The sequence below is a fragment of the Pantoea sp. RCC30.1 genome (assembly GCF_058148845.1).
On the sequence record NZ_JBXUHX010000033.1, the window covers coordinates 19,677 to 40,059 of the forward strand.

Here is a 20,383-nt window from a genome sequence, read left to right on the forward strand (position 1 = left end):
GTTATTACTACATGGACGATCTGTTTAATTATTCGCCAGATGCCTGCGCTTCATGCTTACCGTAGATCAACATTGGCTCAGACTGTCCTTCAATAACTGATTCATCAATCACTACTTTTTCCACGTCGTCCATGGAAGGCAGATCATACATCGTTTCCAGCAACGCGCCTTCTACAATGGAACGCAGACCACGTGCACCAGTTTTACGTGACATCGCTTTCTTCGCAATGGCGGTTAACGCCTCGTCACGGAACTCCAGCTCAACGCCTTCCAGGTTAAACAGCGCCTGGTATTGTTTTGTCAGAGCGTTTTTCGGCTCACGCAGGATCTGAATCAGCGCTTCTTCGCTAAGCTCGCTCAGGGTCGCAACAACAGGCAGACGACCGATGAACTCAGGGATGAGACCAAACTTGATCAAATCTTCCGGTTCACACTGTGAAAGCAGTTCGCCTTCGCTGGCTTTCTGCGATTTCCCTTTTACAGTTGCACCGAAGCCGATACCCGATCCGGTTTCGACGCGCTGGGAGATCACTTTATCCAGGCCGGCAAATGCGCCGCCGCAGATAAACAGAATTTTCGAGGTATCAACCTGCAAAAACTCCTGCTGCGGATGCTTACGTCCACCCTGCGGCGGAACGGCAGCGACGGTGCCTTCAATCAGCTTAAGCAGAGCCTGCTGTACGCCTTCACCTGAAACGTCACGAGTAATCGACGGGTTATCAGACTTACGTGAGATTTTGTCGATTTCATCGATATAAACGATGCCGCGCTGTGCTTTCTGTACGTCGTAGTCACACTTCTGCAGCAGTTTCTGGATGATGTTTTCAACGTCCTCACCCACATAACCGGCTTCAGTCAGCGTGGTGGCGTCAGCCATGGTGAATGGCACATCCAGCAGGCGTGCAAGTGTTTCTGCCAGCAGCGTTTTACCGCTACCGGTCGGACCAATCAGCAGAATATTACTTTTGCCCAGCTCGATGCCATTGCTGGTATCACCGTTGCGCAGACGCTTGTAGTGGTTGTAAACCGCAACCGCCAGCACTTTCTTCGCTCTTTCCTGACCGATGACATAATCATCAAGGTGATGGCGAATCTCATGTGGGGTTGGCAACGCACTGCGTTCACGATGCGGGGCAACTTCTTTAATCTCTTCGCGAATGATGTCGTTGCACAGGTCAACACACTCATCGCAGATATACACTGACGGCCCGGCAATCAGCTTTCGCACTTCATGCTGGCTTTTGCCGCAAAAAGAGCAGTACAGCAACTTTCCTGAACCGTCTTTGCGCTTATCTGTCATCAGTTAACCTCTTCTTGTTCTCAGGCCATACCCGCGTACGGCTCTGGCCGTGCAAAGACGGCCGAAATTCATTCAACCCATAATAGTACCATTGTCCTGTTAACTATAGACCAGGGACAACGGTAAGTCGGGTCTTATTGGCGATGCGTCAGAATTGAATCGACTAATCCATACTCTACCGCTTCACTTGCAGAGAGGAAACGGTCACGCTCAGTATCACGCTCGATTTCTTCCAGCGTTTTACCGGTGTGCTCAGCCATCAGCTCATTCATACGCTGCTTAACTTTAAGAATCTCGCGCGCATGGATCTCAATATCTGACGCCTGGCCCTGATAGCCGCCCAGCGGCTGGTGGATCATTACGCGTGAGTTTGGCAGACAGAAACGTTTGCCTTTGGTACCCGCCGTCAGCAGGAACGCACCCATTGAACAGGCCTGTCCCATACAGATAGTACTGACATCCGGTTTGATAAATTTCATGGTGTCGTAGATCGACATACCGGCCGTGATCACACCGCCTGGTGAATTGATGTAGAGATAGATATCTTTTTCCGGGTTTTCAGCTTCCAGAAACAGCATCTGCGCCACGATCAGATTAGCCATGTGGTCTTCAACCTGGCCAGTCAGAAAAATGACGCGCTCTTTCAGCAGACGGGAGTAGATGTCGTAAGAACGCTCACCACGCGAAGTTTGTTCAACCACCATTGGCACCAGCGCATTGTGCGGTGCAGTATATTCACGATCGCCACTGTATGACATTACCGTCTCCTGGATAAATTTCATTGGCAACATTCTGTACCGATTCTACGTAAGACGCGCGGGAAACTCCACGTCGCACCTTTTCCGACACCTTCAGGACGGTTAATCAGCCAGCCTCACTCTCATTTCTGCATACTCCCACTATCTGGGGATGCTGCACGCATGTTTCAAGCATAACAATCTTTTCCCTGTTCGCTAACCTCGAAAAAGCGATGCGTGAATAATTTGCCGATTAATTAAACAAATAGCAGCGAAGTGTGGCGTTCTGTACGCAAAACACAAAAAAGCCCGCGACTTTTCAGTCACGGGCTTAGCACAGACGGTTAAATGCGTGATCAGGCCTGAGCGGTCTGATTCATCAGTTCCTGGAAGTTGGTCTCTTTCTCGGTCACTTTAGCTTTCGCCAGGACCGCTTCAACCGCTTGCTCTTCCAGCGCGACGTTGCGCATATTGTTCATCAGCTCGTTATTCTTGCTGTAGAACTCGATCACTTCCTGCGGATCTTCATACGCAGAAGCCATCTCTTCAATCATGGTGCTTACGCGTGCTTCGTCAGCTTTCAGCTCGTGGGTACGAATCACTTCGCCCAGCAGCAGGCCGACAACAACACGGCGTTTAGCCTGCTCTTCGAACAGTTCGCGTGGCAGTTCCAGCGCCTGCTGTTCGTTGCCACCGAAACGCTGTGCAGCCTGACGACGCAGAACGTCGATTTCGCTGTCAACCAGCGCAGCTGGCACGTCGATTTCGTTAGCTTCAACCAGACCGTCGATCGCCTGAGTTTTGATGCGGTTACGGATAGCGCCTTTCAGTTCGCGCTCCATGTTCTTACGCACTTCAGTACGCAGACCGGCAACTGAACCATCTTCAACGCCGAAACGTTTGATGAACTCTTCAGTCAGCTCTGGCAGTTCGCGCGTTTCAACTTTCTTCAGCACGATTTCGAACTTCGCATCTTTCCCTTTCAGGGTTTCTGCGTGGTAGTCGTCCGGGAATTTCACGTCGATAGTGAAAGTCTCGCCCGCTTTGTGACCCACAACGCCTTCTTCAAAGCCTGGGATCATGCGGCCCTGGCCCATTGCCAGAACGAAATCAGAGGCTTTGCCGCCTTCGAACTCTTCACCGTCAACAGAACCGTTGAAATCGATAGTGGCACGATCTTCCGGACCTGCAGCAGCGTCGCTTTCGATCCAGTTGGCCTGCTGCTTGCGCAGGGTGTCCAGCATGGTATCAACGTCAGCATCAGTCACTTCAACCACTGGTTTTTCGACTTCGATGTTTTCCAGGCCTTTCAGCTCTACTTCCGGATAGACTTCGAATTCAACCGCGTAGGTGAAATCCTGACCTTCTTTGTACTCGCCTGGCACGTAGTTTGGTGCGCCAGCTGGATTGATTTTTTCTTTAATGATGGCGTCAACGAAGTTGCGCGTCATCAGCTCGCCCAGCACGTCCTGACGGACAGAAGCGCCGTAACGCTGCGCAACGATGTTCATAGGCACTTTGCCTTTACGGAAACCATCGATGCGGACTTTTCTGGCAACGTCAACCAGTTCTTTTTTTACTGCACTTTCGATGCTGTCAGCTGCAACAGTAATCGTAATGCGACGGCCCAGGCCCTGAGTGGTTTCTACAGAAACTTGCATCTTGTTACCTCAAAAAAATCACGTGCTCGGTCAACTTCAGACACCACACATAGTGAAATGCGCCGTATCCAACAACCGGGACGGCTTCCGTGAAGAGAACCTGATCCCTGTTACCAGAAGCGTCCCGAAGACATTCAGGAAAAATAGACGCAGCATTATAGCGGCATCGCTGGAATGAGTCGAGGATGCTAACTCACCACGTGTCTGATCTCACGTACCTGATTGCGTTGATGAACCTGACATCATTTTCAAAACGAATCCGATATGCGGATGCCTGATAAAAACGGGAACTTATGAGCGCCCGTTTTTATTCTTCTCAACCCCTCCCCGACCGGCCAGATGGCCTTGATCTTAATAGGAGACATGATCTGCCAGATATCATTTACATGCGCCGTGCATTTGACTGGAGCTGACCATTCGCCAGACACCCCATTGGCCATCTGAACCCGGTGTTACCCCCCTTGTCCACCAGCCATTTTTCCACACGCTCCCCTTCCATAAGACACTGGTACAAGGGGTGCTGTATGCTGTTCCTGCATTCCACTCTGGTGCCTGAGGTTGTGGTGCGGGTGCGTGTACCTCAGAAGGCTCCACCTCAAAGGCATGAACAGACACTGCACGACGTAATCCCAAACTGCTGGTTGCTGTGACCTCCGCGCTATAACGCCCTGCAACCAGACCTGCTTTTATCTGGCCTGAAGCATCAATACCCTTTTCAACAATCTGGTTATTCTTACGCAAGATCCACTGGTAAGTCGCTTCCCGGAAGTTAGCCGCCGCTTTCAGCTGCTGAGGCTTATCATGAGAAATGCTGACCGGACCGGTAATGGTCACTTCCGGTGAGACGCTGGTGATATCAACAAATCTGGTCGTAGTGCCATGGCTGTTACTGGCCGTGACCTGAAAACGCGCCGTGACATTTTTCACCTCTTTCGGGATAACAAACTCTGCCGTCGCAGCTTTGTTGTTTCTGACATAAATACGTTGGTCTCCCGAAATATGCGACCAGTTGTAAATAACATCGTCACGATTGCTTTTCGCCGTCACACTGTAGGCAAAACCGTGATTAAACGTGGCAACGGCAACAATGTTGTCCTGGCTCACGCTAAGCTCAGGCGCCAGATTCGACGTTTCATCCGATTTTTCGCCAGGCTGCGGTAAATGCATTTCCGCGACCTTTTGTCCTGCCGCTTCGCTGAAATGCATCCCCCATTGCAGGAAATAATTCCGCAGATTGTATCCTGCAGCCTGGCTGTAAGCCACTACGCTGAAATCATAGACCTTTTGGGTTCCATGCATGACATATTGCTTCTTAGCAGCCATATCCTCACCGGGCGCCGCGTAAATAGCGCGCAGTCGCGCCTGATTTACTTTTGGGAAGAAGTCTTCACCATAGCTGAAACGAAGATAGTTAAAGAAGGCCAGCTTACGGAACAAATTTGTTATTTTCGTAAAATCGGCATAATGAGGGCCAGACTGGATGAATTTCACAACGGCATCTTTGTCCCAGTTCCCCTCTTCCTCCGTAATACCGCTATGACACTTGTTGAGAGGATAGTGCTTTCCTCTTATCAGCTGACAGGCTTCTGAGGAATAGCGGTTGACCTGGATTTCCGAAAACGGCCCCCACACATTCTCATGCATGGGTTCATGTAAATGCCCTACTTCATGCCACATCCCCCAATCATCCGTATTCATTCTTGATGAACTGAAACCAACACCGGTAAACCCTCGCCGGTAAGTGGCGTAACAACATGTGTCATAATTATAAAAAAGTGATCCCAGCCCTGATCTGAATATCTCTTCAGAGCCATCCATTCCATTTAATTTTTCATACAACGCAGAGACCTGCAAATTTTCGCCAAGCACAGTGTTGATATTTTCCGGGGTGACATCAACAATCTTTTTGGGAACCAACGTATTGGCTCTGCCATCAAATAAATAAGAAAAACCAAAATGTCTGGCCGTTATTTTACTGTTTTCCCAGTCATCCTGAACATTTTGCCCAAGAATGAACAAATGATTATCTTTTCCGCCCGTGACCGTCAGGGGAACCGTAACGTCGCGTTGTGTTTTAACCGTATCGCCACAACCTAATAATAACACCCCGCGCTCGCTGAATGTATATTGGGTAATTTTTCCCGCAGCCAGCTCAACCTGGTTTTTAAACATGGTATCTGTATTTTTAAAACCATTCCCGGTAACGGCATAGCAGGTCGCGCCTGCGGGGATGGCACCCGCTGAGATCGTTACTGTCTGACCCGCATCTGCAGCAGTACGTGTAAAGAAGAATATCCCTCTGCCCACAGTTGCCTGCAGACTGTTCGTCCAGTCTCGGGTTTCATGGTGAACTATCGGCAGATTATAGTGATTGGGCGTGGCGGGCGGGTACATCTCCATTGAACGCTTCAGCCAGAACAGCGGGGTACGGCTGTCGCCGGAGTCTTTTATCACCTGGCTGCTGTTTTTTCCTAGTTGATCATAATCATAGCCAATCGCAGACAGGCCTTCTTTAAAACCCGGCTGGTTACCATACTGCTGCCACCATTGTGATTCGGCAGCACTGGCCTGCCATACAGAAGCCCCCAATGACATTGCAAGGGCAACACTTAATGTTATTTTGTTTATTTTCATAGTGCTACAATGAGACCTTTGAATTAGTCATTAAAATAAAAAATGATATTAATTAAATATATTGCATTACAGGTAATTACACTCTGAACACGGCCTTTTACTATAGTGCCGCTATAGCAACAAACCCACCAGAATATATCAGGATACAGAAACGCCTGCTGAGACAGAGGAAAGTACTAAATGGCCGATCTGATTCAGCGAATGAATAAAAAGCTATTCAGCCCTCCTTTATCTCATAACCGTTTTCGCCATATCAAATAGTGACGCGCAATGAGTAAAAAAGACATTTGCTATTTAAGAGGCGATCCACACCTTTTGTCTGATGCTGCATGAATCCTGAATCAACCTTTTACTACAGAAAGATTGCTGTCCACGCCTGCCTGAACTTCTCTTTTAATAAATCGTTGCACTAAGATTTATATTACCGCACTGAGAATCTGAAATATTACCCGGCCATATATCATTTTAAGTATTGGTTTAGCTGGATAAGCTAAGGCAATAACAGAAAAGACCGGAACATCTCAGAACAAAACGCTGAAATATTTCATCGCGCGTTTTCCGATAACTTGTCCGGTGGCCTCTGCACTCAGGCAGAGGCCTGGCCCGCAGTTAAATCGTTAGCGAATAACCTGCCAGAGGGAATGCGTTGCTTCTGGCGTCCAGTGTGCCATTGATGGGTGTCCCTGCAGGCAGCGATACTCTTTGCCTTTATAGGTAACAATATCGCCCGGTTTATAGTTCACACCGGTTTTCCAGGCTTCTGACGGCGAAGGTACTGGAGCGGGTTCTGGAGTCGGTGCTGGAGCCGGTGCTGGAACCGGTGCTGGAGCTGGAGCCGGCTCAACCGCGCTGGCCTGCGTTTTAACCTTCAATGCTGCACTCGCCAGCGACGCTTGTCCTTTAGCGTTTTCAGCCACTACGGTGTAGCTATAGGTTGTCGCGGCTTTCAGACCCGTATCGGTAAATTGGGTTCCCGCCAGCGTGCCGACTCTAATGCCATCACGAAGGACCTGATATTTTACCGCACCGGCAACACCCTTCCATTTAATACTCAGGTTTGTTTCACCGGCAGAGATCAGGCTCAAGCCGGCTGGCGCTGCAGGGGCCACAGACTCGGCCTCAGGAGCCGGAGCCGTTTTCACTTCCACCTGATTACTGTCTTCAGAGAGATTGCCTGCCGCATCACGTGCTTTAACGGTATAGCGATACGTTACGCCGCCCAGCTCTACGTTGGTGTCAGTCCAGCGGGTATCAGTTGTTGAGCCTACCGGCAAGCCGTTGCGCAGAATAGAATAACTCTTCACGCCCACGTTATCGGTTGAAGGCTGCCACACCAGCATGATGGTTTTGTCGTTTGCCATCACCCTGAGGCCGGTCGGGGCCGTTGGGGAGGTCACATCCGGAACCGCCTGATCGCCGGACATCAGGTCAGCCCGCTCTTTCATCTCGTTGAAGTAATCTACCTGCTGGGCAAGGGACGTCTGCTGGTCGTTTGCACCCAGCGTCCAGATGAAGAAACCACCATAACCGTTTTCTGCCTGCCATCCCGCACGGTTAACGTTAGTCTGACGACTTTCTACAAAGCGCCCTTCAGGTCCCCACTGGGAGTTAATCGTCTGGCCGAGGACAATTTTGCTCTTATCACCCACGGCGCGAGCGTAGTTGGCCATCGCTACGTCATATTTAAAGTTTGGACCGGCGTCATAAGCCATAACGTTAAAGAAGTCGAAAACATCCTTGCCCTGGGTCAGCAGCGGCAGGACTTCACCGTGATGGCTGGAGCGCGATGATTCGGTGAATGAGCAGTTTTCAGTGACCGTGTTGGACTGGCACTCTACCGGGTCAGCCCCTACGTGATAGGTCGTCAGGCTGATCAGTTTTTTACTGCCAGAAGCGTTCAGCAGCTCGCGCACTCGCTTTGCTACCGCCAGCACATTGTCATTCTCTTCTGGCGTCAGACGCGCCACTTTTTCAAAGTCAAAATCGATTCCGTCGAGCTGTACGGTTCCCGCCAGCTGATTGACGCCCATATCGCACGCACCTGACCAGTTGGTGTGCAGACACTGGCCGCTCATCTCTTCAGGCTTCAGATTCTTCTGGTAAACCGGGTAATTGGTTTGCAGCATTTTGACCAGATTCTGTGCCAGATTTTCGCGCGTTTGTGGGGAAGCCAGATAAGCCCACATGGACTCATAAGTTTCACCGCCGAAGGCGACCATCATTTTAATGCCTGGATGGGCCAGCTTAAGTCCGCTCCACCCGCTGTAAGCGGAGGCCTGGATGTACCACGGATCGTAGGTCGGCATGCTAACAATATTATCAGAGCTGGAAATGTTACCGTTCGCATCCCAGCCTCCGAATGAAAGCAGCAGCGTGTTGGCTTTAACATCTTTAAGGGTCTCAACAGACCCTGCACCGATCCCACCCCAGGAAGTCAGATAAGAAACCGCGTATTGCCCCTGCGCAGCAAAAGCCGACTGTGCCAGGAGGGCACCGCCGATTAAAAGAGGTAACGTTAATTTTTTCATTACATATCCTATGTTTTTATTGAATACAATATTTTTACTGCATTTAGTATTACGCCCTCTTTTAAAAAAATCTCTGGGGATATTTTCTTTTACTTTCAGAAATGAGGTAAATCAGACAAGAAGTATCTTAAAAAGATTATGATAAGAAATTCCTTAACCCCCCCACTCCTATTCTCAAATAATAAAAGAAGCCGTACCTTCCCCCCTGACTCTATTTAATTAAAAATCCTTTCCTCACTTAACAGCATCTCTGATGAAGAGGTATTTAAATGAATATTCAAACCCGGATGCTACACAAGCAAGGGGGGTTTACCTTGCTCGAACTGCTGGTCGTCCTGATGATCATTGCGCTTCTGGCTGGATTTGTCGGACCTAAGGTCTTTTCTAATATTGACTCGGCAAAAGATAAAACTGCCCAGCGTCAGATGCGCGCAATTGCGGATGCGATGGTGCAATATCGCCTTGATGTGGGGCGCTATCCTGATGAATCAGAAGGACTGCAGGCGCTAACGGAAAAACCCGCTTCAGCTCAAAACTGGAAAGGACCTTACCTAAGCCATCAGGTGCCACTGGATCCGTGGGGTCAGGCTTATCAGTGGCATAACCCAACAAGAGAACAAGGTTCTATTAATGACGTCGATATTACTTCTATGGGTAAAGGCGATAAAGTCATTACTTATGGGTTCTGATGATGTTACGCGCTGGATTGTTATTAATGCTCCTGCTCCCGTTATTTTCCGCCCGGGCTAACTGCTGGATAGATGCGGGAGCGCGCTACGGAATCGAACCTGAACTATTACAAGCTATCGCGATTGTGGAGTCGAATGGAAACACCAAAGCAATCAATAAAAATCGCGATGGGTCATTTGACGTTGGTTTGATGCAAATAAATAGCAGCCACTTTGATACGCTGTGGAAATTTCGTATTAGTCAGAAAGATTTGCTCAATGATCCCTGCCAGAGTGTTATGACCGGAGCATGGATTCTGGCCGGTCAGATTCAACGGTTCGGGTATACCTGGGACGCTGTCGGCGCCTATAACGCTGGCACGGCGAATACACCTAAACGCCGGGCGCTCCGTCAACAATATATAAAAAAAGTAGCTCCGCATTATGCCCGCCTTAAGAGGCAACGGAGCCACTCATAACTGGCAGAATGAAATCTTATACTGTTATCACCCTCACCGAGGGTAAACGCGTTAGTCAGTCAGTGCTTGCGACTTCAGCCGACGATGCCGCTCTTCGCGTCACTTCAAAAGGCGGCATCGTACTGCAGGTACATGCACGCCCTGCACGTAGGGATAAACGCTTTCCGCTGAGTTTATTTTTGCAGGAACTTATCGCCCTGCTTGAAGCCGGACTTGTCGTGGTTGAAGCCATTGAAGCTCTGCGCGAAAGCAGCCGGGACAGCACTGCAACGCTGGTGCTCGATACGCTGATGAACAGACTCTATGAGGGAGCCCAGCTTTCACAGGCAATGTCGACACTGCCTGCGCTATTTCCGACGCTGCTGATTAATACCGTGGCCTCCTCAGAACAAACCGGCCATCTTCCGATCGCTCTGACCCGCTTCCAGCATTATGAAACCCGGATGGAAATACTGCGCAAACGCATTAAAGCCACGCTGCTTTACCCCACTATCGTTATCTCCGCCGGAGTGGCGATACTGGTATTCCTGCTTGGCTTTATTATTCCGCGCTTCTCCGTGGTGTTTGACGGCATAAAAGATCCCTCATCCAGCGCCCAATTAATTCTCTGGTGGGGCAAGTTGACGCAAAACCACAGCACACTATTGATTGCCGGCTGTGCCGCCACTATTGCCGGAATTGTGGTGGCGGTAAGAAGCCCTCGCCTGCGTAAGCGTTTACTCGACATGCTGCTGCAGATTCCTCAGCTACGTCAGAAACACCAGTTAGCCATACTGGTTCGCTTTTACCGCACCCTCGGACTGCTGCTGCAGGGCGGCCTACCCGTTCCGCAGGCGCTGACGCTTAGCCGGGACGTCCTGCCTGAGAGCCACCGCCCGCAAATTGAGCAGGTCATTCGCGATGTCGGAGCGGGCGAATCGCTCTCCCGCATGCTGGAAGCTCAGAATCTGACCACGCCAGTCGCCACCCGTTTAATGCAGGTCGGCGAGCGCAGTGGTGAACTGCCAGCCATGTGCGAGCGAATCGCCGCGTTTTACGACGAGTCGCTGGAACGCGCGATTGAAACCTTCAGCAAAGTTTTCGAACCGGTTCTGATGATTGTGGTGGGCGGCATCGTCGGCCTGGTCGTTTTTTTACTCTATATGCCCATCTTCGAGCTTGCAGGAGGATTGCAATAATGACCGATTTATCCGCGTCTATCGGCAGCGTCGACGCGCTCATGAAGCTGTGTGTCGAGGAACGTTGTCAGACGCTGGCGACACTTCTGGAGCATTTCCCTGAACGTCTGCACGATACAGCCGAAGCATTGGGGATGATCCCTCTTTCGGCGGTCGGCGTCACCGAAGAAAATGAGGATTTTAGCCGCCTGGCGTTGACCGAGGCCCTCAGCTATCGCGCGCTCCCGCTGCTGATTGACAAAACGTTCTACGTTGCACTGGCCGATCCATTCTCCCTGACGCAGCGCCAATGGGCCTATAGCATGAATGCGCAGCCTGCACTGCTCTCGCTTTCCTGGCTGAACGCCCGGCTGGACGAGCTTAGCAAACAGCAGAGAACGCTCGATCAGCTTGAACAGCAGAGCAGCGACGAAAGCAGCGACATTCAGTGGCTGGAGATTACACCCGCAGCCATTGCCAGCGAGCCTCATGCGGTCATCAAACTGGTCAATGCCACCTTGTTTGACGCGCTGCAAAGCCGTGCCAGCGACATCCACCTTAGCGCCGTTGCCGATGGCCTCATGGTGAAATATCGCATTGATGGCGTGCTGCACGCCATCCGGCATTGCGCCGGTATTCAACAAGCCGAACAGGTTATATCCCGACTCAAGGTTCTGAGCTGCATGGATATTTCGGAGCGGCGTATTCCGCAGGACGGTCGCTTTAAAGCCTTAATACTGCAGCGTCCGGTTGATTTCCGCGTATCTATCGTTCCCGGTATTCACGGCGAAGATGCGGTGCTACGCGTACTGGATAAATCTCACGATCAGAATATCCAGCTGGAAACGCTGGGCTTTGATGAACACACACTCAAGGCGATTCGGCAGCTGACTCATCTTCCCCATGGCATGGTGCTGGTAACCGGCCCGACGGGAAGTGGCAAATCCACCACCCTCTACTCTGCGCTCAGCGAACTTAACAGTGGGGAAAGCAAAATCATCACTATCGAAGATCCCGTGGAGTATCAGCTCAATGGCGTGCTGCAGATCCCGGTCAATGACAAAAAGGGACTGACCTTTGCCCGTGGCCTGAGAGCCATTCTGCGACACGACCCGGATATTATTCTGGTCGGTGAAATACGTGATGGCGAAACGGCAGGCATTGCCGTTCAGGCTTCTCTGACCGGGCACGTCGTGCTCTCGTCAGTCCACGCTAACGATGTCTTCAGTGTGCTCGAGCGTTTTCTTTATATGCAGGTCGAACCCGCCAGCCTGATCGCCGCCCTGAACGGCGTCGTCGCGCAGCGCCTGGTCCGTCAGATTTGTCCTGAATGCGGTGAAGATGCCCCACAGCCAGACGCGATGCCTGATGCCTGGCAGTCTGAACGGTTAGGCTCACTGGCACCCCGCTGGCGACGAGGGCGTGGCTGCGATGCATGCCGACACAGCGGTTACCGCGGCAGACTGGCGCTGGCTGAAGTTCTGCATTTCAGCGATGCAATAAAAGAAGCCATGCTAGTCAGAGCGTCGGTTCGTCAACTTCGACAGGTCGCGCTGGACGATGGCTTTGTCCCGCTGACCACTATCGCACTCCGTGCTGTTGCGGAAGGTAAAACCACCCTCGAGGAAGTCAATCGTGTTATCGCTCACTAAGGCATGGGAGTGTGATATCTGGCCCCATGCGCTGCGCCTGCGCATGGGTAAAAAAGTGATTGCAAGGCACGAACGCGTGGCCGGTGAGACGCTGGATACCGCTCTCAGTATGCTCTTTCGCCTGCGTTCACCTTCGTTTCCGTGGCACGATAGTGTGGCATTTAACGTTGATACTGACGATTTGATGCTAATGGTTGTGCCCTGGCAGCCCGGTGTGGCAACGCCGCAGGAGCTTCTGCAGCTGGCACAGCTTCAGGTCATGCAACATGACAGCGCCGCTCTGCAGAAAGGTGGCTGGATGATGCGTTTTGAGTCAGCGTGCTGGCAGCAACCTGCCCTGGTTTCAGGGGTACAGCATTCCTGCTGGGAGAGGCTTCAGGCGCTGGCCCGTCGGGAGAAACTGCGCTTTCGAGGTATCGAAACCCCCTTTCAACGCCTGCTGAAACACAGTCGCCTTACGTTTCCGGAGAAAGCGCTATTTATCACGATCAGCGCGCATCAATGCCGCATCGCCAGCCGGATCAATCGGGCCTGGCATGAGGTCAGCACTATCTCACTGCCTCAACAGGAGACGGTTACCCAGCTGCGCGTCATTGCACGACTCAGCGGTATGACCGACTGCCCTCACTACCTTTTGAACACTGAAGAAGGCGAGCTACAGATTATTACGCCTCAGGAGAATGGGGTATGACACCACTGTTTTCACCTGCTCCCCCCTGGGCGGGACGGGTACTGCTGCTAACTGGCCTGCTTTGTCTGCCGGTCGCCGGATTAGTCATGCGGGAAACGCTACGCCAGCAGCATCTTGAGTATCAACTCACCCAGGCAGAACAGCAACTTGCCGCTCACCAGCGCATGCAGCAACAACTTCAGGCTACGCAACTGCGTCGCCAGCGTCAGTCTCATCAGTTAACGGCGATACCGCCGGCTATCCGCATGATGGACAGTGTGGGCAGCGAGCTATCGTCTGAGATCGCTCTGATAAGCATCAACATCGCCCCTGAAAAACGCGATGTTCATCTGACCGTGAAAGCCACCAGCCTGAATGCCCTGATGGCTTTCAGCCAGCGCTTGCAGCAGCTTCCCGCGCACGTTGCGCTTCAAAACCATCGTCCCACAGAAAGCACTGAAAACGGCTGGGCTGTAAGCGCCACGCTTGACGTCAGTTTCAGCGCGGAGGATCACCATGCCCCTAAAAGATAGAGGCGCAGTGTTGCGCTGGCACGCAGCGATCCTTTCCGGGCGCATAGGACGTATCCCACTGCTGCTGAGCACCCTGCCATGCGGACTGCTGGCCTTTTGGCTGGGCGTGCAGATACCGCATACCACCGCTCAGCAGGAGAGCCTGGCGAAAATCCAGTCTCAGTTGCGCGTTCAAGTGCCACTGGATAGCCAGCAGCCAGCGCTGGAGAGCCACATAACACCCAGTGAATATCAGCTGGTCGGGTTGGTGTTCGACAGGCTCAGTCAGGGTGGCTTGCGCGTGGAAGCCAGCCGATATCAGCTGGATAAGAACGCGGCCAAACCCGCTCTGCTACTGGATATTCCCCTGCAAGGCGAGTATCTGCCGCTGGTTGAGTCGCTGGAAGCGCTGGCACGAACCCTGCCGCTGGAGATTGAGCAAATAACCCTGAAGCGTGCTTCACCGCTGGAAAGCCTACTCAGCGTAACGGTTCGCCTTCGCCTGCTGAAGGCGACGCTATGAAGCTTCCTCGTTACCTCCAGGTTGCGCTCCTGGCCACCGCCGTCGCCGTGGTATGGAGTCATTTCAGTGATGATGACTCTGCGCCGGTGACACCCCAGATGATAAGTCCCGTCACGGCGCACCAGATAAAACAGACTGAAGCACCGGCCTCCACGCCCCGGCCAGAGCGAATCGATCTCTTTCCGTCGCCAAAGCCTGACGCCGTAGCGGAGCAGGCAATGCCGGTTGAGCAGGCGAAGCCTGAACCGACCGCGCCTGACCTGCCGCTTCATGCGCTGGGCGCATGGTGGAGCGGTCACCAGCGCATCATTGTCCTGACCGACGGTGTCGAAACCTGGCCCGTCTGCAGACAGTGCAAAGCGTCTGGAAAAATCTGGCTCGGTAGCGAGCCGGTTAGAGGATGGAAATTAACAGCGGTGAAGAAAGACCACCTTCTATTTGAATGGCAGTCAACCCATGCGCAGCAAAGGCTGGAGCTTGGAGAGCTGCAATCGGAGCCTAAACAATAATGATGAAAATCACGCCCATTACTGCGTCCATTTTATTCTGCTTCCTGCTAAGCGGCTGTGCGAAAAATGAAATGCCTGCAGCCCACTCATCCGCTATTGAGCAACCTGAGGCATTGATGCAGCGACTCAGGGAGGTTGACCAGCAACGTATCACCGCGCCTCAGGACGTCAATCTGCTGGCGGAAAAAGCGAACATTTCGAGAAAGCTGGCCGCCAGCCACCTGAAAAACGCAGACCTCGCTATCCGTAAAAACAACTACCTGCTGGCTTCACAGCAATGGCAGAACGCTTTGAAATATGAGCCAGGAAACTTTATTGCTCTTCAGGGGCTGCGGAAAATAAATAGTCGCCGTGTGCTGGACACGCTTTATAAAGATGCGGTGAATAATACCCACAGCAACCCGGAACTGGCCTTACAGAATATTCAAAAGGTACTGGAAGAAGATCCCAACTGGCCCCAGGCGAGGGAGCTTCGCGATCATCTGCTGCGCGAGATTACCCGTATTAACCAGCCGGAGAATCACCTTAATAAAGAGCTACAAAAGAGTATTTCTCTCAATTTTCGCGAGCATAGCCTGGTTGCCATCTTTAACACAATTAGCCAGATGACAGGCGTAAACATCATCTTTGATAAGGATGTCCCACCGAATACGACGGCGACGCTGATTGCTAAAAATACTACCGCAGAAGATGCCATTAACCTGATGCTGCTGACTAACCACCTGCGCAGGAAAGTGTTGAACAGCAACACACTGCTGATTTACCCAGCCACACAGCAAAAAGAGAAGATGTATCAGGACATCGTAGTGAAAACCGTATTTCTGGGATACGCCAAAGCTAAGGATGTCAACGTAGCCTTGCGCAACATGTTAAAATTAAAGGATATACACGTTGATGAACGCACCAACTCCGTCAGTCTGCGTGGTCCAAAAGAGACCGTGGAGAAGGCTGAGCGACTGCTGGTTACTCTTGACCGTCCAGAGGCGGAAGTAACGCTCGCCGTTCAGGTGCTGGAAGTGAACTCCAGCGATATCGAAGCGCTGGGCATTAACCTGCCGCAAAAAATCAGTGCCGGTTTCGTTAGCGGCGCTGAGAATGAAGGCAGCGGAATACCGCTTAAGGGCATCAACAGCAGCAACGTGCGGGTTAATATCGAAAACATGTCCGTTGACCTGAGAAAAGTACTGGGGAACGCCCGGGTATTAGCCAATCCCCGTATTCGCGTTAAAAACAACAAAAAAGCGCAGATTGATATCGGCGAAACGATCCCGGTTCTGACCAGTAATGTGCAGGACGGTTTCTCTCAGCAAAAAGTCGAGTATCAGGATGTCGGGCTTAAGCTTGAGGTCACGCCGGACATCAGCGTGGATAACAACATCCTGATGGACGTGAAATTTACGCTCAGTAGCCTGGGCACGGCAGAGAGGGGCGAGCACGGTACAGTCTACTACCGCACCAATAAGCGCGAGGCGAATACGACGTTAAGCAGCCTGAACGGCGAGACACAAATGCTGGCTGGCCTGATTAAACAGGAAGAAAGCGTCATTGATAGCGGTACCCCGGTACTGAGCAGTATTCCTGTTATCGGCAGACTATTTGGCAGCAAATCCCACAATAAGCAGCGAACCGAAGTCGTGCTGTTGATCACGCCGACCATCGACCACAACCTCGATCTGCCGGGCAGCCATATCAGTACCATTGAGATGGGCACTGACGACCTCACTGGCGACAGCATTCAGCTTCGCAGTTTGCCGCAGTCGGATACCGGGCAGCGTTACACTGCGCCAGAGCTTGCGCCTCCTGCACAATTTCCGGCACGCACCAGCACCCTGCCACCACCTGTACTGGATGACACTTTAGCGCTGAACGGATCGCATTAATGAACGGCCAGCGTGGTTTTACTTTGATAGAAATGATGGTGACACTGGCAATCCTCGCTACCTTAGCTGCGGCTGCCACACCGCTGATACATCGCTATCACCAGCAGCAGCATGAGACAGAGTTGCGGGAGTCTCTCCGTACCCTGCGTACCGCAATCGACGCCTGGTATCAGGCTGGCAAGGACGGGAAGATTGAGAAGAAAGCCAACGAATCGGGCTATCCCCCTACGCTTAAACAGCTGACTGAAGGCGCAACCGATGTCACTAACCCCAACGGGAGTCGCCTTTATTTCCTGCGACGAATACCCAGAGATCCGATGTGTGACTGCCCGGGTCGAAGGGCAGAGGATACCTGGCGACTACGGGCTTCAACGCAGCCACCGGGTGACTTCAGCGGTGGCGGTAAAGATGTGTTTGACGTCAGTAGCAGTAGTAATGGCAGCGGCCTGAATGGAGTGCCCTATGCGCAATGGTGAAAAAGGATTCACCCTGATTGAACTGCTCGTCGTCATGGCGATCATCGCAACATTGCTGACGCTGGTCGCGCCGCGTTTCTTCCAGCAGGCGGACCAGGCCAAAGAGGTGGTGCAGACGCACAATTTGAATACCCTGCGCAACGCTATCGACCATTTCCGTCGCGATCGCATTGTGGGGCCCTATAGCATGGACGAACTGATTGAAGCGGGCTATCTGCGGGAAATGCCGCTGGATCCGGTCACCAATAGCCGTGATAGCTGGGAAGTCAAAACCGACAATAATGGCCAGATACTCGATGTTACAGCGCCTGCCGGCTCATCCAGAGGGTCTTAATATGCCACACAGTAAACGGCAAGGTGGTTTCACCTATCTGTTATTGCTGGTCGCCATGTCGGCATTGGCGTTGTCGCTGCTGAAAAGTCAGGAGGACGTGCAGATGCGCCACACGGAACAGCAGGAGGCAGAACTGCTGTTTCGCGGTGATCAATATCGTGCGGCGATTACCGCCTACCGCGCCGCAGGCAACGGCTGTTTTCCCGTGCGCGTTGAACAGCTGTTAATCGACAAACGTGGACCCGCACCGCGCTATCACCTTCGTCAGGTCTGGATTGATCCATTAACAAACGATAAAACGTGGGGGGCTATTTACGACTCGCAGGGGCGCTGGGTTGGTGTGCGCAGCCAGGGTAGCGGTAAGCCGCGCCGTAAAGTGGGTTTCAGTCACGATGCCGAAACGTTTTCAAAGGCCAGTAGCTATTATGATTGGGCATTTAAGGTTGATACCGATCCGAAGGCTCCTCTGCCTGCGGCCTGCGGGCGGTGAATAAATAAAAGCCCGCGCAGACTCTTCCGATGCTCAGTGCACTCTGACACCCGCTTCAGCTCCCCATAAAAACCAATCAGCCCAGAGAGAGTCTTGTACAAATTGACAATATTTTTCTTCATATTAGCCAATATATAGAAATTACTTAATGCATAGAACTATCATCTCATACCTTTTTTCTCCCTGGATCGTTACCGTTACTCCGTTATTTTTGGTTCAATCTGAATAAGGAGTAAGCGCTTATGCTTTCTACAAAGAAAAAAGTTCTGGCTATCGTAATGGGTAGCCTCGCAGTATCCGCCCTGTCGGGCCCGGCATTTGGCCATGGCGCAATGGAAAACCCCAGAGCCCGTCAATGGGAATGCAATAACCAGGGCGGCATGTGGAATCCGGGCTCGATGAAGAGCGCCGCCTGCAGAGCCGCGCTTGAAAACAGTCCTGCGGGCCCAAATACGTTCGTCAACTGGAATGGTTTTACTGGTTTTGCCAAACCCCCGCACGCGGTAACTCAAACTGATGTTCGCGATGGTATGCTTTGCAGCGGCAGTAACCCGGGCTACGCGGGCTTTAATCTGCCGCGTGCAGACTGGACTGCCACGATCATCCAGCCTGACAGTCATGGTCAGGTCGGCATGACTTACTACTATACCGCGCGACACACTCCGTCCTTCATTGAGTTTTATATCAACAAGAAAGATGTCGACATCACGAAAAAAGCGCTGGGCTGGGATGACGTAGAACTGCTGAAGAAATTCGATATTGCCGCCGGTGATCCTAGCGTTCGTCATACTGTAAACGTTACCATTCCGGCAGACCGCGTGGGCAAAGCGATCATTTTTACCCGTTGGCAGCGAATCGATCCTGTAGGGGAAGGTTTCTATAAATGCAGCGACGTGAATATCAAAGCCCGTGACGGCTCTGAAGCGCCGGCTGGTGGGGGTGAAGAAGAGGAAACCATCCAGAGCAGCTGGACAGAAAAAGGCAACTTCATTACCCAGGCCCACAAGCCAGCCGTGGGTGAAAAAGTCCGTTTCCGCCTGATGGGTGGAACCCGTGGCGATAACCTGATTGACGTTAATCAGCCGATCACCGCACAGAACATCAGTAACAACCAGTGGGTTGTTGAACTGGGTCAACTACTGAATCGCGATCACAGCAATGAGCTGCAGATTGGTCAAAAACAGTCTGATGGCACCATTCGCTTCAACGAACAGCTTCCACTGAGCAACCAGGTCTTCGTCAGCAATAGCATCTACGGTTATGCCATTGAAATCGTGAGCAATGCGGAGACCCCGGTGATTACGCTTGACCGCTATACCATTTCTCCAGTTGCCACTACCAGCGCCACCTACAACTATGCCGTGACCGGTAGCAGCGACAAAGCCGGTGTTAACTGGCAGTGGAAGCATATCGCAGGCGATACACATATCACCGCAAGCCCGGCAAACCAGGCAACAACGCAGATCCGCGTTGCTGGTGGCGTGAAAGGCGGCGCAACGGCCACCTTCGAACTGGTGGGCAGCAGCGCCAATGGCCATGCAGGTAAAGCCACACTGAAAGTCAGCGTAATTGCACCAGAAGTCTCTCCAACCGGCCCGGCGAACATGGCTTCGGATAAAGGTGGAAAGTTCACGGCAAAAGCCAACTTTGATTACGATCAGGGTCGCGTAAGCTACCGGTGGGCGCTGCTCAAAGAGGGCCGTGAAGTCTCCGGTATCGATCAGAATGGCACTGTCAGTACCGGTCTGCAGGCAGGCGATTATAAGGTAAAAGTGACCGCTGAGCTGGATAACGGCCAGCGTACCGCGACCGGTATCACTACCCTGAAAGTCACCGCAAAAGATGAGCCAGCTACCAGCAGCTATGCGACCTGGGTTTCCGGCAAAACTTACTCCGCCGGAAACACAGTAAGCTGGAATGGCATTAACTACATCGCCCGTAACTGGACGAAGTCTGAACCGGGTAAAGGCAGCGATTGGAAATTGTACGAGAATGCTAAACCGGTCGCGTGGATGTCTACGATGGTTTACGAAAGCGGTAACCTGGTTACCCATGCTGGCAAAACCTGGAGAGCGAGTCAGTGGATCGGTCAGAACAATGCACCAGGCACGGCCCCTGCCTGGAGAGAGCAATAAAGGCATAAACACCGTCCGCGTGACGGGCGGAATATAAC

18 protein-coding genes are annotated in these 20,383 nt (G+C 52.1%); 13 read left to right on the forward strand and 5 right to left on the reverse strand.

Features of this window, described 5'->3' with window-relative positions; all coding sequences use genetic code 11:
- Positions 1-28: 28 nt before the first annotated feature.
- From clpX to AC2LB6_RS20840, 5 genes are all read right to left on the reverse strand, one after another.
- Positions 29-1,300, reverse strand: coding sequence for an ATP-dependent protease ATP-binding subunit ClpX (gene clpX, locus AC2LB6_RS20820; protein WP_003850494.1), 1,272 nt, complete (start codon positions 1,298-1,300; stop codon positions 29-31).
- Between the two features lie 134 nt (positions 1,301-1,434).
- Positions 1,435-2,058, reverse strand: a complete 624-nt coding sequence (gene clpP, locus AC2LB6_RS20825) for an ATP-dependent Clp endopeptidase proteolytic subunit ClpP (RefSeq protein ID WP_003850496.1) — start codon at positions 2,056-2,058, stop codon at positions 1,435-1,437.
- A 335-nt stretch (positions 2,059-2,393) separates the two neighbouring features.
- Positions 2,394-3,698 carry a trigger factor gene (tig, locus tag AC2LB6_RS20830; protein WP_490094956.1) on the reverse strand — a complete coding sequence of 435 codons (1,305 nt, stop codon included), beginning with the start codon at positions 3,696-3,698 and terminating at the stop codon, positions 2,394-2,396.
- Positions 3,699-4,076: 378 nt separating this feature from the next.
- Complete coding sequence (locus AC2LB6_RS20835; RefSeq protein WP_490094957.1) at positions 4,077-6,332, reverse strand: M60 family metallopeptidase; 2,256 nt, start codon at positions 6,330-6,332, stop codon at positions 4,077-4,079.
- Between the two features lie 617 nt (positions 6,333-6,949).
- Positions 6,950-8,860 (reverse strand): glycosyl hydrolase family 18 protein, encoded by a 1,911-nt coding sequence (locus AC2LB6_RS20840; protein ID WP_490094958.1) that lies wholly within the window; start codon positions 8,858-8,860, stop codon positions 6,950-6,952.
- A 269-nt stretch (positions 8,861-9,129) separates the two neighbouring features.
- Here AC2LB6_RS20840 and gspG point away from each other — a divergent pair, with 269 nt between their 5' ends.
- From gspG to AC2LB6_RS20905, 13 genes are all read left to right on the forward strand, one after another.
- Positions 9,130-9,549, forward strand: coding sequence for a type II secretion system major pseudopilin GspG (gene gspG, locus AC2LB6_RS20845; protein ID WP_490094959.1), 420 nt, complete (start codon positions 9,130-9,132; stop codon positions 9,547-9,549).
- A 2-nt stretch (positions 9,550-9,551) separates the two neighbouring features.
- Complete coding sequence (locus AC2LB6_RS20850) at positions 9,552-10,007, forward strand: lytic transglycosylase domain-containing protein (RefSeq protein ID WP_490094971.1); 456 nt, start codon at positions 9,552-9,554, stop codon at positions 10,005-10,007.
- A gap of 8 nt (positions 10,008-10,015) precedes the next feature.
- Complete coding sequence (locus AC2LB6_RS20855) at positions 10,016-11,185, forward strand: type II secretion system F family protein (protein WP_490094960.1); 1,170 nt, start codon at positions 10,016-10,018, stop codon at positions 11,183-11,185.
- Positions 11,185-12,816, forward strand: coding sequence for a GspE/PulE family protein (locus AC2LB6_RS20860; RefSeq protein ID WP_490094961.1), 1,632 nt, complete (start codon positions 11,185-11,187; stop codon positions 12,814-12,816). The genes AC2LB6_RS20855 and AC2LB6_RS20860 overlap by 1 nt, the downstream gene beginning before the upstream one ends.
- Positions 12,800-13,507, forward strand: coding sequence for a hypothetical protein (locus tag AC2LB6_RS20865; RefSeq protein ID WP_490094962.1), 708 nt, complete (start codon positions 12,800-12,802; stop codon positions 13,505-13,507). Before AC2LB6_RS20860 ends, AC2LB6_RS20865 begins: the two co-directional genes overlap by 17 nt.
- Positions 13,504-14,019, forward strand: coding sequence for a hypothetical protein (locus AC2LB6_RS20870; protein WP_490094963.1), 516 nt, complete (start codon positions 13,504-13,506; stop codon positions 14,017-14,019). Before AC2LB6_RS20865 ends, AC2LB6_RS20870 begins: the two co-directional genes overlap by 4 nt.
- Positions 14,003-14,521, forward strand: coding sequence for a hypothetical protein (locus AC2LB6_RS20875; RefSeq protein WP_490094964.1), 519 nt, complete (start codon positions 14,003-14,005; stop codon positions 14,519-14,521). The genes AC2LB6_RS20870 and AC2LB6_RS20875 overlap by 17 nt, the downstream gene beginning before the upstream one ends.
- Complete coding sequence (locus AC2LB6_RS20880; RefSeq protein ID WP_490094965.1) at positions 14,518-15,030, forward strand: hypothetical protein; 513 nt, start codon at positions 14,518-14,520, stop codon at positions 15,028-15,030. The genes AC2LB6_RS20875 and AC2LB6_RS20880 overlap by 4 nt, the downstream gene beginning before the upstream one ends.
- Positions 15,031-15,146: 116 nt before the next feature.
- Complete coding sequence (locus AC2LB6_RS20885) at positions 15,147-16,910, forward strand: secretin N-terminal domain-containing protein (RefSeq protein WP_490094966.1); 1,764 nt, start codon at positions 15,147-15,149, stop codon at positions 16,908-16,910.
- A complete protein-coding gene (locus AC2LB6_RS20890) occupies positions 16,910-17,386 on the forward strand; it encodes a type II secretion system protein (RefSeq protein ID WP_490094967.1) in 477 nt (158 codons plus the stop codon). The genes AC2LB6_RS20885 and AC2LB6_RS20890 overlap by 1 nt, the downstream gene beginning before the upstream one ends.
- Complete coding sequence (locus AC2LB6_RS20895; protein ID WP_490094968.1) at positions 17,373-17,720, forward strand: type II secretion system protein; 348 nt, start codon at positions 17,373-17,375, stop codon at positions 17,718-17,720. Before AC2LB6_RS20890 ends, AC2LB6_RS20895 begins: the two co-directional genes overlap by 14 nt.
- A 1-nt stretch (position 17,721) precedes the next feature.
- Complete coding sequence (locus tag AC2LB6_RS20900) at positions 17,722-18,210, forward strand: type II secretion system protein (protein ID WP_490094969.1); 489 nt, start codon at positions 17,722-17,724, stop codon at positions 18,208-18,210.
- Positions 18,211-18,452: 242 nt separating this feature from the next.
- Positions 18,453-20,345, forward strand: a complete 1,893-nt coding sequence (locus AC2LB6_RS20905) for a lytic polysaccharide monooxygenase (RefSeq protein WP_490094970.1) — start codon at positions 18,453-18,455, stop codon at positions 20,343-20,345.
- Positions 20,346-20,383: the final 38 nt, after the last annotated feature.